Below are 13,837 nucleotides of genomic sequence, written 5' to 3' on the forward strand. Positions count from 1 at the left end.
CTTGAGCAACTGAACGATATGCTGACAAATATTGATTCTACGGTGAATAGCAGGCCACAAGGAGCCAAGGACTTGTAGAGTCTTGGTTTTATTAAAAAAACATAGAAATTCCATTGAAAATCACCCCTGTATCCGCCACAAGTAAAAAGCGCCCGATTTTGGGGGCGATTGGTGGGGCTAAATACGGAACCACAAGCAGGTATGACGAACGGCTCGACAACAGCGACCCATTTCTGGCCCACCAGTTTCGCAGAGCGCGGAATTGCCGTGCCCTTTACGACCCCCAGCGTCGCGATGGCACGTGTACGAAATGATGAGCGCGGCCGGCTAGAACTGGTGATTTCGGGCCTCTCCGGCAGCCGCGGCGTCTATGTTATCGGCTGGAGCGCTGTTCCTCAGACGTTCAAACTGACGGTTTTTGACAGGGTTCTGCACGAGCATATCCAGACGATCGATACTGTTACGCCGGATACGGTGCGGGAAGCAGTGCTTCGTGCCACAACAACTGGACTGGCCGGAGAGGACGCCGCCGAAGCGGCAATTCAGTCGAGCAGCAAGATCACCGAAGACCGGATCAAGATCAGCCTCGCCCTGACACAGCATCTGGTGAAACACTTCCTTGAAGACGATCTGGAAATTGGCCTTGCAGAACTTGCGACCTCTACCGGTCAGCAGAAAGTCCAGAACCTTCTCGGCCGGATTGCCCGCAAAGAAGAGATTGCTCCGGAGACCCTCTCCCGTGTGCTGACGGAATGGGGGGATTTGCTCGAAGCGCTTGGTGTCCTTGATCATAAACCCCGCGGCAGGTATCGCCGAATTCTGGACGAAGCCTCACACTTTCTGACATCCTATGCCGACTGGATGCGCACCGGAGACATTGCGGACGATCACCCGGCCACACTCATTTCAGACATACTCACTGAAACTCTTCTCAGTTGGGAAAAGGCCTTTAAGGAAGCCGATGTCTATGCGCACGATCCAGGCTCTACACTCAAGAACTGGGACAAGGCCAAAAGCGTTCTGGAAGCTTTGAGTGGCCGCATACCCTGGCTGGAAGACGGATGGGCTGTCATCTTCGCAATGTGGGAAAACGCTTTGCATGAAGATCACGATAACCGCCTCCAAACCGTCAGCACTATACTGTCCGGATTACCGCTCATGCCTCGCGATGAGGTGGCGTCGGACCGCCGACCGCACTGGATGGAATTTGCCAAACGGCTGAGTCTGCTCGCCGCGCGGAATGAACAGAGGAGCCAGAACGATATCGGTATCGAAAACATGCTGCGGCAGGAACAGGTCCTAGCCCGGAGCCTTGGTTAACCGTGCATGAGCTCTAATTCAAACGACATTCCCCTCGGCAACCTAGAGGGCCAGCTCTTCAAAATCCCTGAACAGGATTTGACCGAACTGGTGGCAAAACTGGAGCGTCGCGCTCAGGACCCCGGCAAGGCGCCGGGCGTGGGTAAAATCCTGGACCAGTTGCGCCCTAGGCTTGCCATCCTGAAGCCGCAACGACAAGCCACGCTGGTTCGTTTCTTCGCCGAGCCCTTTGCGGATCTACTCTACACCACAGGCGAGCCGCGCAAACCGGTAGGCCGAATTCCGCGAACCGCCATTGTCCCCTGCTACAAACTCTTGCAGGAGCACTCTGAGCCATCCCGTATCAATCGCTACCAGCACGATCTCGATGCCATAGAGCCGGATAACGATGAAGCCCTTATGACTCTCGGCACGGGTTTTTGGCGCTATGCGTCTGGGCAATTGCGCCGGGTTGTCGATGAGGCTGAACGGGACAAGGCAGCCAAGCAAGCGCTGATTGAAGGTCTTGGTGATCCGTTCCTCTATTCTGCACTCAAGGAGATTCTGGGTGTGCTGGAAGTCGCCGTCCCGATCATGGAGCTGCGCAAGGCATTGCCATCAACGGGGATGAGCCATGTTACCAACGCCAACCTCGAGCATATTTGCGCCGCATTGAACACCGTCCACCAGAAACGCCCGGCTAATGCGGAATTCGTTGTGTTCGTCATCCTTGCACGCCTCCGCAGCCCGGCAATGATCGTTGAGATCATGCAGCGCGTGGAAGAAGCAGGCACCCTGGCCGATGTATCCGCAGTGACGAATGTCGCTAACGAGGCGATCGTCAGTCAAACTGAAGAAAAAATCCGGACACTCGGGGAAAAAATCAACTCATCTACAAGCTGCAAGAACATGGCTCTGGAAGCTGAAACCTTCGTCAAAGAGGTTGTTGGCGCCGCCAGTGCCATTGGTAATTCCGGGTCCCGCATGCAAAGCCGACAGGTCGCACGAACGAAGACCGAGATGGCTAATCTTGTCCGCCGCGAAATGCTGGAAGCGCAGGATAACCTTACATCAGCTAACATGAGCAGCCTTGGCGGCGGTGCGAGCGCCAGAGAGCAGATCACCGCCCAGAAAGGCTTGGAAGACCGGATCATCTCACTTCAGATCGCCGATAGGTTTGCAGACGAACTGGGCCTTGATCGGGACGTAAACAGGCGTTTGGCCGAACTAGAAGAAAACGTCGCCGAACTATCCAGGAACCTGCTCGACGCCCTTAGAAAGCGTGATCATGCCGCCCTCGAACCGGAAGAAGCCGAGCGCCAGCTTTTCGCCAAGGTACGGCTCACCGAACTGTTGCTTGGCCCAGAAATCGCTAACCGGCTCCGGCTCGAAGGCGAACAGTTATTGCGCAACTACTAGAGCCATTCCGACTCTTCAACTTCCAGATTCTATTCCGCCGGAGCTGGTGCCCGCTCGATAGCCTCTTCTTTGATCGGCCAGTGGATGAAACCGGCGAACAGCGCAAGGGCGATCGACACATACCAGATCAAATCATAGGAGCCTGTCTGGTCGAAAACGATGCCGCCCAGCCAGACCCCCAGGAACGATCCGATCTGGTGACTGAAGAAGACAATGCCGAAAAGCATACTCATATAACGCATGCCGAAAATCTGACCCACCAGCCCCGACGTCAGAGGCACTGTACTAAGCCAGAGCAAACCCATGGCCGACGCAAAGACGTAGATCATCAATTCGCTCGGCGGCATCAGCAGCAAGAACACAATCACCACGGCGCGGCCGAGATAAAGCATGTTCAACAGATACTTCTTCGAGAATTTACCTCCCAGCACACCGGCGCTGTAGGAACCGATCACATTAAACAACCCGACCAGCGCCAAGGCACTGGCGCCGACTGTGACGGGCATTCCAAGATCGCTCACATAGGCAGGCAGATGCACGGCGATAAAAGCGACCTGGAAACCGCAGACAAAGAAACCGCTGGTCAGCAGCCAGAAGCTTTTATAACCAAACGCCTCGCGTAGCGCTTGGCCGAGGCTCTGACCGGACGAAAGCGGGTTCGCCTTGGTTCCCTTGATCGGCCAGAAGGCAATCGCAAGCGGCACCATCACCAGCGAGCCAAGCCCCATGAAGAGCGCGGCATCCTTCCAGCCGAAGCTGGCGACGAGGCTGCCCGCGACCGGAACCAGCAGGAACTGCCCGAGTGAGCCGGACGCTCCGGTGACACCCAGTGCCCAGGATCGCCGCTCCGGCGGGAAGAGTTGACCTACCGCGCCGAGAATAATCCCAAACGACGTACCGGCAAGACCGGCACCAACCAGCATTCCCGCACTCAGATGCAGCATCGACGGTGTGGCTGAGAAGGCGATCATAACCGTACCTGCCGCATAGACGATTGCGCCGCCGCAGATCGCCCGAAACGGTCCGTAACGATCCGCGATAGCGCCGGCGAAAGGTTGGGTCGCGCCCCAGATCAGGTTCTGAACAGCGAGAGAGAAGGCAAAAACCTCACGACCTACACCGAGTTCCGCTGTGATCGGTGGCAGAAAAACACCGAATCCCGATCGGATGCCGAAGGAGAGAGCGCCGATAATCCCGCCGCAAAACAGCGCAACATAGGCAAGCCGCATATTGTAATCCTGGCTTCCGCTGGCACCTGACATTTGCTTATTCCTTTTTTACGGAGGAGCCGTGGGCGCTTGTGACCAGCCCGGCTACGCTCTAGGCTCGGAATATGACATCGGGCGAATGCGACAACAAACGCCTGATTGTCACCAGAACAATTCACGGGAGCAGACTGCCAATAAGCGTCCGGCGCCTCTTGGCAGTCCCGCATCCCACCTCAAGTTCAGATGAAAGGAACCGGCTATGTCGACGCCGAAATATGCTGTTATCGATGGCGAAATCGTGGCCTGGGAAAACGCGACGGTTCATGTCGCCTCGGCCGCTTTCAAATTCGGCACTACTGTATTCGAAGGCCTGCGCGCCTACTGGAATGCGAAAGACGAAGACTTCTACCTGTTTCGCATGGCCGAACATATGAATCGGCTGGATTTCTCCCAGCGCTTTATGCGCTTCGAAGATGCCATCCCAGCGAAGCTGGTAAGAGAGAAAACGCTCGAGCTGATACATGCGAACGAGTTCAAGGGAACGAACCTGCACATCATGACCTCTTGCTATGTCGCCGGAATGGGCGGCCCTGGTGCTTGTGGTCCGGTCGGTCTCGCCATTACAGCGCTGGAGCGTCCCCGGTCTGCCAACGTGCTGAACGGTGTGAACGTTCAGGTCAGCTCCTGGATGCGGGTACCGGACAACGCAATGCCAATGCGGGTAAAATGCAACGCCAATTACAATAATGGCCGGCTTGCCACGGTGCAGGCGACAGTCGATGGATATGACACCGCCCTCTTCCTGAACAGCCGCGGCAAGGTCTCAGAAGGACCCGGCATGTGCTTCTTCATGGTGCGCGGAAATCAGGTCATCACCCCGCATACCTCAAGCGACGTGCTGGAAAGCATCACCCGCGAAACTGCTCTGCAGCTCGCCCGTGAGGCCGGTTACGAGACCGTGGAACGGGATATCGACCGCAGCGAACTCGCCGCCGCCGATGAGGCCTTCTTCTGCGGCACCGCCTGGGAAGTGACGCCGATTCTCTCGATTGACCGTCTGCCCGTCGGCAGCGGCGCCATCGGCACAATTACCAAAGGCTTGCAGCAGACCTATTTCGATGTCTGTGAAGGCAAGACAGAAAGCCATCCTGAATGGCGCCTGCCTGTCTATTCCGGCCAAGCCGCAAAGGCCGCCGAGTAAGGAAGAAACTCCTCCATATCTGAACCGACAAGGTGTGGAGGAGTCTTCTATTTTTGCGACCGCGGGCTCACCCAACGGCGCCAGAAGGGCGTTTGCGACAACAAAAGCAACAGGAACGATATGCTCAATACGAGCGATATCGGATGGGCGATGAAGTTCCAGAGGAAATCGCCCACATCGTGACGTGCGCCAATCATGGCCCGCCGATAATTACTATCCAGCATCGGCCCCAGGATCACCCCGAGAATGACAGGCCCAACCTGGAAACCGAAGACCTTCATGAAATAACCGACAATGCCAAAGCCCAGCATCCAGGTAATATGGACGGGGTTATTCTGGATGGCATATGTACCGACTGCTGAAAGCACGATGATCAATGGTATCAAGATGGCTTTCGGACATTCGACAATTTTGGTGAAGATCCGGATACCGCTCAGCCCGAAGATCAGCAGAAACAGGTTCGCTAGCGTCAGATTACCGACGGTGAACCAGAACAGATGCGGCGTTTCGACAAGCAGCAGCGGGCCTGGTTTCAAGCCGTGAATGAACAGAGCGCCGATGATCACTGCGGTTACCGCATCGCCCGGAATACCGAGTGTCAGCATTGGGATGAACGCGCCACCTACCGCCGCGTTATTGGCCGTTTCCGGCGCCACCAATCCTTCCTTCGCTCCCTTCCCAAACGGCACTTCGGGGGACTTTGTTGACCGCTTGGCATGATCGTATGCAAGCAGCGCCGCAATATCCCCGCCAGTTCCGGGCAACGCTCCGATAATTGTCCCGATACCTGAGGAACGCAGAGCCAAACCGAGGAAACGTCGTATGTCCTTGAGCCCAGGAATTACACTACCGATTTTCTGTCGGATCGGCGGAAGTGAAAGATTGTGAAGTTGCACCAGGGCCTCGGCGACACCGAAAAAACCGATCATGGCGGCAACGTAGGGAATACCGCCCATCAACTGAACGGACCCGAAAGTCAGCCGCTGTTCAGCCGTCATCGGATCGAGGCCGACCATCCCGATCAGCACACCGAGGGCGCCCGCAAAAACACCCTTGGCGAAACTCTCGCCGGACAATGCCCCGACCAGCAGAATACCGATCAGACCGAGTAAGAGATAATCCCGTGACTGAAACATCAGCGCAAAATTCGCAATGGCTGGTGCGAACACTGCCAATGCCAGAATCCCGACCAAACCACCAAGAACCGACATCACCGTCGTCAGGCCGATCGCCTGCCCGGCCTCGCCGCGCTGGGCCATCGGATAGCCTTCAATAGCGGTCGCCACAGCGCTTGGCGCGCCAGGGATATTCAACAAAATGGCTGTCCGCGCGCCGCCATAGACACCGCCGACAAAGACACCCGCTATCAGTGCAAGCGCGTCGTTCACCGGCCACTTGAATGTAAAGGAAATCAGAATAGACGTCGCCATCGTCACTGAAAGGCCAGGTATCGCTCCAACGTAGATGCCGGCCATGGTTCCTGCTGCTGTGAGAAACAGCAACCAGGGATCGAACCACGAAATCGAGAGGTTGGAGAGTATTTCCAGCATATCAGAAAATGCCCCGCAGCCACGTGCCGCCCGGCAGGACAACCTGAAACCCGAGGCGGAAAACAACATAGATTACAGTGATCGAGAGCGCGGTAATGGCCAAGGATGCCAATACACCTTTGCGCCAAAGATAGAAAAACGCAGCGAACAGGAACAGGGCAGATGACACCACGAAACCCAAGTATGGCATCACCGCGACATAGACCGAGACCATCGCGACGACAATCACCAGATCTCTAGAAAATACTTTGCCGCTCCCCCTTTCCTTCGTCGCATTTTCTGTAGCGCCGTCAGGCGAACGTTTCCGCAATGCTTCGGTCAATAAAACCGAAGCAGAAACCAGCATGGCCGCAGAAGCGAGCATGGGAAAGACGCCAGCAGTCGTCAGACCGCCAAATCCTGAAATACCATAGGACAGCCAAAACGCAGCGGCACTGAACAGAACAAGGACCAGCGAAAACAGAGCCTCGCCTCGCCCCTTAACATCACGAATTTTCATTAGCTTCAAAGCAGCCGCAGGCCCGCATAAAGGCGGGCCTGCGTTCAACCATTTACGGCCGCTTGATACCGAGAGACGCCGGATCGACTTTTGCCGCCCCTGTATCCTGCAAAGCCCAGACCGTGACCTGCTGCCACTTCTTCAGGAACGCTTCCGCTTCACTGCCTGAGATATTCATTACGACATTGCCTCGATTGGCCATAAGCGTGGTGAATTGGGCGCTTTCTGCTGCCTTACCGAAAGCGCTTTCAAGCGTTGCCTTCACCTCCGCCGGAGCATCCTTGCGCACGAAAACTCCATAGAACGGCCCCCACGGGAGGAACTTCTTCATTTCAGGAACCGCGTCTGTGATCGGCGGAACGTTCGGCAACGTGTCGACAGAAGCCGGATTGACCACTGCGAGCGCGCGCATCTTGCCTGCCTTGATCTGCTCAGCCGCAGCGGAAATACCGGACGGCATGAAATCCACTTCACCGCCCAGCATAGCGGTCAGGCCTGGGCCTTCACCTCCAAACGGAATGGCGGTGACCTCGAAATCGGCTGCGTTTGCGATCAATGCGCTGATCGTACTCGGCAAGCCGCCGGGTCCGGTCGATCCCATTTTCACAACACCTGGGTTGGCTTTTATGTCAGCCAGGAGATCGCCCATTGTCTTGTAATTCGATGACGCCGGAACTGCGATCACAGCGACGCCTCGGCCCAGAATGTTGATCGGATAAAAGGCGGAATAGTCGAGGCTGGAAACCCCCATAACCGGATGAAGCTGCGGGTTCTCGGCGCCATAGAGGAAAGTATAACCATCGGCCGGAGCAGCATTCACAAACGCCGTCGAAATTGCCCCTGCACCGCCCGACTTGTTCAAGACGACGATGGACGTGCCAAGAGCCTCCTCGGCCGCCGGATTAACGGCGCGGGCAACAGTGTCAGTCGCGCCGCCGGCGCCCCACATCACAACGCCAAGCACTTCCCGTTCCGGATAATCCGCAATGGCCAAACTGGAAGAAAGCGCCACAGCGGCAAAAGCGCCAAGAAAATTGCGTTTCATGGTTTCGGCTCCCTCAGTCGATTTTTTATTTTGCAGCCGGAAGTGACTGCAGTTGGATCCACGCATCGTTGTTCGTGGTTTGGATAGGATGCGGGACAGTAGGGAAAATAAATGGCAAATACGCAAGTATATTTCCTGTTGATATGCGCCGCATCGCATCTTGGCTGGGACGGAGAGTTCCTGTAGGTATCCGCAATCGATTGACCGGCAGGCCCCGTGGCGGAACTGGTAGACGCACGCGACTTAAAATCGCGAGTCTTAGGACGTGAGGGTTCGAGTCCCTCCGGGGCCACCATTCGCAAACCGATTGCGACGTTTATGCGCGAAATCCTACCGTACAATGGCGTCAACCGAACGACATCAACCGGAAAACACCGATGAAACCAATTCCTTCTCTAGATCTTTCACCTGTTGAAAGACTCCGGCTTGTTATGACGCACCTGCGCGATCCGGATGGAGGGTGCCCTTGGGATATCGAGCAGAGTTTCGAGACAATTGCTCCCTACACGATTGAAGAAGCCTACGAGGTGGCCGACGCTATCACCGAGGGAGATATGCCGCATCTGGAAGAAGAACTCGGAGATCTGCTGCTCCAGGTCATATATCACACCCAGATTGGCCAAGAGGCAGGGCATTTCGACTTCGATAGCGTGGCGCACGCCATTACCGAGAAGATGATCAGACGACATCCTCATGTGTTCGGCTCGGCTGATGTCGCCGATGCCAAAACGCAGACCTTGAACTGGGAGTCTCAAAAAGCCGAGGAGCGCGCACGTAAGGCATTAAAAAATAATGTCCGCGAAAGTGCTCTCGATGGCGTCTCATCAGCGTTCCCCGCCCTGATGCGCGCCGTCAAATTACAGAAGCGCGCCGGTCGCGTCGGCTTCGACTGGCCCGAAGTGGATCAGGTTTTCGACAAGCTGGAAGAAGAAATCGCCGAAGTCCAAGCCGAGCTGAAAGACAATTTAAAAGAGCGCGATCCAAACAGGATAGAGGACGAGATAGGCGACCTGCTTTTCGTTTGCGTCAACCTGGCCCGCAAACTCGATGTCGATCCTGAGAGTGCACTCCGGCGCTGCAACCGGAAATTCGAGACCCGATTCCGCGCCATGGAAACGATGCTTAAGGATGAGACCAAACGCTCGATGGAGCAGACCGCACTGGAAGAGCTTGAAGAGCTCTGGCAACGCGCGAAGAAGTTCGACAAAGCCTGATGAACACGCAAGTTTCCTGAACCAATTATCGCCCGACGAGCGCACGTGCGGTGATGATTGAAGTCATGGCGGGTTGCCAAGACTTCAAACCTTTCAATATTGTACGGAAATAAGCGCGGCAACTGGGCTACGCATTGAGGAGATCCGCCATGGCGGTAAGTATTTTCATCGACGGTGAAGCCGGGACGACGGGCCTGCAGATCCGCGAGCGGCTGACGGGACGGGACGATGTCTCCCTGATCAGCCTCGGCGCGGAAGAACGGAAGGACACCGAAGCCCGCCGCCGTGCGCTGAACACAGCGGATCTCTCCATTCTGTGCCTGCCGGATTCGGCCGCTATTGAAGCCGTGTCCCTTATCGAGAACCCGGATGCCAAGGTGATTGATGCTTCGACCGCGCACCGGGTGGATAACGATTGGGTATATGGTTTTCCGGAGCTCAGCGCCGGTCATGAAGAAGCCGTGCGCCATGCCCGCTTTGTCAGCAATCCTGGTTGTTATCCGACCGGTGCCATAGGCCTGATCCGGCCGCTGGTGGAGAATGCCCTTTTACCGGCGGATCATCCGATCACGGTCAATGCCATCTCAGGCTATTCCGGCGGCGGCAAGGCACTGATCCAATCAATGGAAGACACGAATTCCGCAGATCATGTTTCCGCGAACGTATTCGCCTACGGCCTTAATCTGCAGCACAAGCACCTGCCGGAAATGCAGCAGTATTCCATGCTGGAGCATGCACCGGTCTTCCAGCCGAGCGTTGGGCGTTACTACAAAGGAATGGCTGTCTATGTGCCGCTGCATCTCTGGGCGCTAAAGGGCGGTATCAGTGCTGCCCGCATCCATGAGTGCCTCAGCGATCATTACAGCGGCCACCTTTTCACCAAAGTGGCTCCGCTGGACGGGTCTGCTTCGCTTGCCCGTCTTGACCCGGAAGAGCAAAACGACACCAACATGATTCGCTTCTATGTTTTTGCGAACGAGAAGAGCGGACACTGTATGCTGGCGGCGACGCTCGACAACCTCGGCAAAGGCGCCTCAGGTGCAGCGGTTCAAAACATGAACCTGATGCTGGGTCTGGAAGAAAGTCTCGGGCTCTCCTACAAGCGCGCGGCCTGAGCCTCGATCCTGTTACGGCCAGAGCTTTTCCCTGAGTTCGTCCCAGGATCCTTCGTCTGGAGCCATTAGCAAGCCGCCATCGAGCTGATCGGGATAATAGGGACGCTTGTTGAAGCGAGCATGAAAACCGCCCGCTTCCTGATGCATCAATGAACCGGCAACGTGATCCCACGGCATGTTTTTTGGATGCATGGCGAAATGCGCTTCGCCGGTTAGAAGGCTCAGATATTCGTGTCCGGCACAACCAAAACGAAAATGTTCACCCACTTCTGTTTTCGCCCGTTCCTTCATCTCTTCTTTCAGCGGTGACGGCAGGAAGCGGAAATTGAGTGCTCCACGCATATCAGCGCTTGGCGCCGCCTGGAGTACCGAAAGGCGCTCTTCTCGCCCGTCATAGCCATACATCCAGGCCCCCTCACCGCGCATGGCAAAAGCACAACGTTGCCCCAGTGGATCGAGAATAAATCCCAGAACTGGCTGACGCCTATGGACCAAGCCGACCATGACGCAAAACTTGGAATTGCCCTTAGTAAAATTCCGGGTCCCGTCCACTGGATCAATAATCCAGGCTGGCACGTCAGCCGTGAGGTTATCGAGAACCGCGGCATCGAGCGCAACGGCTTCCTCACCGACCACACTTGAGCCTGGCAATAGTTCCTGAAGTAGTGGCGTCATGCGGCGCTCGGATTCTATATCGGCGATGGTGACCAGATCGTCAGGCCCGGTCTTCTCCCGAATATCTCCAGTCTCGAGGGACCGAAAACGAGGGAGGATAACGGCATCAGCCGTTTCGCGCATGATGTCGATGACAGCGGTGGGATCTGGAAGTCTGATCATGTGATCCTTTTACATGGAGCATGCGGGCGGTGCGGCGCGAGTCTGACGGGATAGCCGGAAAGACCTCTTCCTAATAGCGAGCTTATTTACCTTAACGCATATCCTGTTCAAACACTGAATTTCGCATCGAAACGCTCCGAGTCCACGGGCGCCAAACGCACTTTCACCTGGATATCGGCTTCTCGGTCATCACGCTCAACGACCCGCCCGTGCTCGTACAACCATGCCAAAGCCGCCCCGTCAGTGAAATCCAGCTCGAAGGTCCGCATGACATCCTTCGCGCCGATCATTTCGTCCAGTAGAGCAAGAACGTTTTCGCATCCGGCGCCTGTGAGTGCGGAAACCGCAATCCGCCGGCCAGTTTCAGCGGAGATATCGATACTGGCTGGATCATCCATCAGGTCGATTTTGTTCAGAACCTCAACCATCTGGTCTTCGAGTTTCTGCTCACCTAGCCCCAGATCCCGCAGGACAGAAAGCACGTCGTCTCTTTGCGCATCGCTGTCCGGATGAGAGAAATCGCGAACATGCAACAGAATATCCGCCTCAAGAACTTCCTCAAGCGTCGCACGGAAAGCGGCGACCAAATGTGTCGGCAGGTCTGAAATGAAACCGACCGTATCGGAGAGGATAATCGTCCGCCCTGACGGCAGCTGGACCCGGCGCATGGTCGGATCCAGAGTCGCAAACAGCAAATCCTTGGCGAATACTTCGGACTCAGTCATTCGATTGAAAAGTGTCGACTTTCCAGCATTGGTATAGCCAACGAGCGCGACAATCGGATATGGAACTTTGCGCCGAGATTCGCGATGTAACTCGCGCGTCCGCTTCACATCCTCCAGCTCGTTCTTGATCCTGGAAATACGTTCGAGGATCAAGCGCCTGTCGATCTCCAACTGGCTTTCGCCAGGCCCGCCGACGAAACCAAATCCACCACGCTGTCGCTCTAGATGCGTCCATGACCGGACCAACCGGCTGCGCTGGAAAGTCAGAGCCGCCAGTTCGACCTGAAGCCGCCCCTCATGGGTCCGTGCTCTGGCACCAAAGATCTCAAGGATCAGGGCCGTACGGTCGATAACCTTACATTCGAGCTCTTTTTCAAGGTTGCGCTGCTGCACCGGTGAAAGCGAAGCGTCGACAATAACAACATCGACTTCCAACCCCTTGACCGTTCCAGCCAACCGTTCCACGGCCCCGCCTCCCAGATAGGTCGAGGGCCGGACTTTGGACAACGAAACGGTCTCGGCGTGCACCACGTCGAGCTCTATAGCAGCCGTAAGCCCGACAGCTTCAGCAAGACGCCCCTCCGGGTCTCGCATCGCCGCGGGCTCACCCGCTCTCTGTTTCTCAAAAGGATGGACGACGAGCGCTAGGCCACTGCTCGCGTCCTGCGTGCTACCCATGCACGCCCCGATCTTTCAGGATCAAGTGGTTTCTTCTTCTTCCCGCGCCGGTTCAAACAACTGAACTGGCTGAGATGGCATAATCGTCGAAATCGCGTGCTTATAGACCAACTGCGAATGAGCATCACGTCGCAACAGCAGGGAGAAGTTGTCAAACCAGGTGACGATGCCCTGAAGTTTCACGCCGTTGATAAGAAAAATCGTAACCGCAGTCTTGTTCTTCCGGATCGCGTTAAGGAACACTTCCTGAACGTTCTGATTCTTTTCGTTGGCCATTGCACGGACCTTTTGTTCGTTTCGTTTCAGCGCATGCCAAAAAAGCCTGGGCACCGCCCTCATCTCGCAAATGCGAAATAAGCACCCCCTTTATATAACCATTTGTCCCTATGACTCAATCGGTCAGAGATAGCCGCATATCGTGACAGTCCCTGAAATGGAATGCGGGGGGCCATTTTTCCAGATCCTCCTCGGAAATCGGATCATTTCCGACAAGAACAGGGACACATCCGCTCGCCAGGCCACACTGTAAATCCACCAGGGAGTCGCCAACAAACCATACCCGCTCACCTGGCTCATGGCCCGACTCCGCGAGCGCCAAATCAACCGGATCACGGGCAGGCTTATCTTGTGCGGCATCTGTTGCGCCGATGATACGGTGGAAATATCCAACCCAGCCAAGACGTTCCGCCTCAGCACGAAGAAAATCTCCGTTTTTGTTGCTCACCACGCCGAGCATGATCGACCGATCTTGAAGCTCAGTGATCAACTCTTCCGCACCGGGCAATGCGCGCAGCCCATCGAGGTGCCGCTCCTCGAAAGTTGCATAAAAAATATCGCGAGCTCTTTCCCATTCCGGACCGAAAATTCCGGGAAAATTCTCTCTCATCGAACGCTTGGCCCGCGCGCGCATTTCCGTCTCGGTCCAGGTTTGCAGCTCGAATGCCGTAAGTGCCGCATTCATGGCGACTGTCACGCCCGGCCAATTGTCAACGAGCGTGCTGTCCCAGTCGAACAGAACAGCGCTTGGTTTCAACATGATTGGAGTGC

13 protein-coding genes and 1 tRNA gene are annotated in these 13,837 nt (G+C 55.9%); 6 read left to right on the forward strand and 8 right to left on the reverse strand.

The genetic code is table 11. The features are described from left to right. Positions 1–201: 201 nt before the first annotated feature. Both ABJ076_RS16885 and ABJ076_RS16890 read left to right on the forward strand, forming a co-directional pair. Positions 202–1,320 carry a hypothetical protein gene (locus ABJ076_RS16885; RefSeq protein ID WP_348185481.1) on the forward strand — a complete coding sequence of 373 codons (1,119 nt, stop codon included), beginning with the start codon at positions 202–204 and terminating at the stop codon, positions 1,318–1,320. Between the two features lie 6 nt (positions 1,321–1,326). After that, positions 1,327–2,718 carry a hypothetical protein gene (locus tag ABJ076_RS16890; protein ID WP_348185483.1) on the forward strand — a complete coding sequence of 464 codons (1,392 nt, stop codon included), beginning with the start codon at positions 1,327–1,329 and terminating at the stop codon, positions 2,716–2,718. Positions 2,719–2,747: 29 nt separating this feature from the next. Here ABJ076_RS16890 and ABJ076_RS16895 read toward each other — a convergent pair whose 3' ends face one another. Continuing rightward, positions 2,748–3,980 (reverse strand): MFS transporter, encoded by a 1,233-nt coding sequence (locus ABJ076_RS16895; protein WP_348185486.1) that lies wholly within the window; start codon positions 3,978–3,980, stop codon positions 2,748–2,750. A gap of 205 nt (positions 3,981–4,185) precedes the next feature. Here ABJ076_RS16895 and ABJ076_RS16900 point away from each other — a divergent pair, with 205 nt between their 5' ends. After that, the gene (locus ABJ076_RS16900) at positions 4,186–5,127 is read left to right on the forward strand and encodes a branched-chain amino acid transaminase (protein WP_348185489.1); all 942 of its coding nucleotides are present in this window, start codon (positions 4,186–4,188) and stop codon (positions 5,125–5,127) included. 47 nt (positions 5,128–5,174) lie between these two features. Here ABJ076_RS16900 and ABJ076_RS16905 read toward each other — a convergent pair whose 3' ends face one another. The 3 genes from ABJ076_RS16905 to ABJ076_RS16915 are packed head-to-tail and all read right to left on the reverse strand — an operon-like array spanning position 5,175 to position 8,221. Beyond that, entirely contained in the window at positions 5,175–6,677 is a 1,503-nt protein-coding gene (locus ABJ076_RS16905; protein ID WP_348185491.1) for a tripartite tricarboxylate transporter permease, read from the reverse strand. 1 nt (position 6,678) lies between these two features. After that, a complete protein-coding gene (locus tag ABJ076_RS16910) occupies positions 6,679–7,176 on the reverse strand; it encodes a tripartite tricarboxylate transporter TctB family protein (RefSeq protein ID WP_348199260.1) in 498 nt (165 codons plus the stop codon). A gap of 52 nt (positions 7,177–7,228) precedes the next feature. After that, positions 7,229–8,221, reverse strand: coding sequence for a tripartite tricarboxylate transporter substrate binding protein (locus ABJ076_RS16915; RefSeq protein ID WP_348185496.1), 993 nt, complete (start codon positions 8,219–8,221; stop codon positions 7,229–7,231). A gap of 210 nt (positions 8,222–8,431) precedes the next feature. Between ABJ076_RS16915 and ABJ076_RS16920 the strand changes: the two genes are divergently transcribed. The 3 genes from ABJ076_RS16920 (at position 8,432) to argC (ending at position 10,550) form a co-directional block, all read left to right on the forward strand. Continuing rightward, positions 8,432–8,516 (forward strand) — tRNA-Leu (locus ABJ076_RS16920). A gap of 82 nt (positions 8,517–8,598) precedes the next feature. Further along, positions 8,599–9,435: a nucleoside triphosphate pyrophosphohydrolase gene (gene mazG, locus ABJ076_RS16925; RefSeq protein ID WP_348185498.1), complete on the forward strand. Its 837-nt coding sequence runs from the start codon at positions 8,599–8,601 to the stop codon at positions 9,433–9,435. Between the two features lie 149 nt (positions 9,436–9,584). Then, positions 9,585–10,550 (forward strand): N-acetyl-gamma-glutamyl-phosphate reductase, encoded by a 966-nt coding sequence (gene argC / locus ABJ076_RS16930; RefSeq protein ID WP_348185501.1) that lies wholly within the window; start codon positions 9,585–9,587, stop codon positions 10,548–10,550. A gap of 12 nt (positions 10,551–10,562) precedes the next feature. Here argC and ABJ076_RS16935 read toward each other — a convergent pair whose 3' ends face one another. The 4 genes from ABJ076_RS16935 to ABJ076_RS16950 form a co-directional block, all read right to left on the reverse strand. Continuing rightward, the gene (locus ABJ076_RS16935) at positions 10,563–11,387 is read right to left on the reverse strand and encodes an inositol monophosphatase (RefSeq protein WP_348185503.1); all 825 of its coding nucleotides are present in this window, start codon (positions 11,385–11,387) and stop codon (positions 10,563–10,565) included. A gap of 107 nt (positions 11,388–11,494) precedes the next feature. Next, complete coding sequence (gene hflX / locus ABJ076_RS16940) at positions 11,495–12,790, reverse strand: GTPase HflX (RefSeq protein ID WP_348185506.1); 1,296 nt, start codon at positions 12,788–12,790, stop codon at positions 11,495–11,497. Positions 12,791–12,811: 21 nt separating this feature from the next. Continuing rightward, positions 12,812–13,066, reverse strand: a complete 255-nt coding sequence (hfq, locus tag ABJ076_RS16945) for an RNA chaperone Hfq (RefSeq protein WP_348185509.1) — start codon at positions 13,064–13,066, stop codon at positions 12,812–12,814. 115 nt (positions 13,067–13,181) lie between these two features. Then, positions 13,182–13,826, reverse strand: a complete 645-nt coding sequence (locus tag ABJ076_RS16950; protein WP_348185512.1) for an HAD family hydrolase — start codon at positions 13,824–13,826, stop codon at positions 13,182–13,184. Positions 13,827–13,837: the final 11 nt, after the last annotated feature.

Origin of the sequence: Nisaea sp. (genome assembly GCF_039990255.1) — a bacterium.
In the GTDB taxonomy this organism is placed as follows: Bacteria; Pseudomonadota; Alphaproteobacteria; order Thalassobaculales; family Thalassobaculaceae; genus Nisaea.

What these genes read in the sequence shown, in the direction of transcription:
- ABJ076_RS16950 (WP_348185512.1), bottom strand. Translation starts at nt 13,826, where the DNA reads ATGTTGAAACCAAGCGCTGTTCTGTTCGACTGGGACAGCACGCTCGTT.
- ABJ076_RS16890 (WP_348185483.1), top strand. Translation starts at nt 1,327, where the DNA reads ATGAGCTCTAATTCAAACGACATTCCCCTCGGCAACCTAGAGGGCCAG.
- ABJ076_RS16915 (WP_348185496.1), bottom strand. Translation starts at nt 8,221, where the DNA reads ATGAAACGCAATTTTCTTGGCGCTTTTGCCGCTGTGGCGCTTTCTTCC.
- ABJ076_RS16885 (WP_348185481.1), top strand. Translation starts at nt 202, where the DNA reads ATGACGAACGGCTCGACAACAGCGACCCATTTCTGGCCCACCAGTTTC.
- ABJ076_RS16935 (WP_348185503.1), bottom strand. Translation starts at nt 11,387, where the DNA reads ATGATCAGACTTCCAGATCCCACCGCTGTCATCGACATCATGCGCGAA.
- ABJ076_RS16900 (WP_348185489.1), top strand. Translation starts at nt 4,186, where the DNA reads ATGTCGACGCCGAAATATGCTGTTATCGATGGCGAAATCGTGGCCTGG.
- hflX (WP_348185506.1), bottom strand. Translation starts at nt 12,790, where the DNA reads ATGGGTAGCACGCAGGACGCGAGCAGTGGCCTAGCGCTCGTCGTCCAT.
- ABJ076_RS16905 (WP_348185491.1), bottom strand. Translation starts at nt 6,677, where the DNA reads ATGCTGGAAATACTCTCCAACCTCTCGATTTCGTGGTTCGATCCCTGG.
- mazG (WP_348185498.1), top strand. Translation starts at nt 8,599, where the DNA reads ATGAAACCAATTCCTTCTCTAGATCTTTCACCTGTTGAAAGACTCCGG.
- hfq (WP_348185509.1), bottom strand. Translation starts at nt 13,066, where the DNA reads ATGGCCAACGAAAAGAATCAGAACGTTCAGGAAGTGTTCCTTAACGCG.
- ABJ076_RS16910 (WP_348199260.1), bottom strand. Translation starts at nt 7,176, where the DNA reads ATGAAAATTCGTGATGTTAAGGGGCGAGGCGAGGCTCTGTTTTCGCTG.
- ABJ076_RS16895 (WP_348185486.1), bottom strand. Translation starts at nt 3,980, where the DNA reads ATGTCAGGTGCCAGCGGAAGCCAGGATTACAATATGCGGCTTGCCTAT.
- argC (WP_348185501.1), top strand. Translation starts at nt 9,585, where the DNA reads ATGGCGGTAAGTATTTTCATCGACGGTGAAGCCGGGACGACGGGCCTG.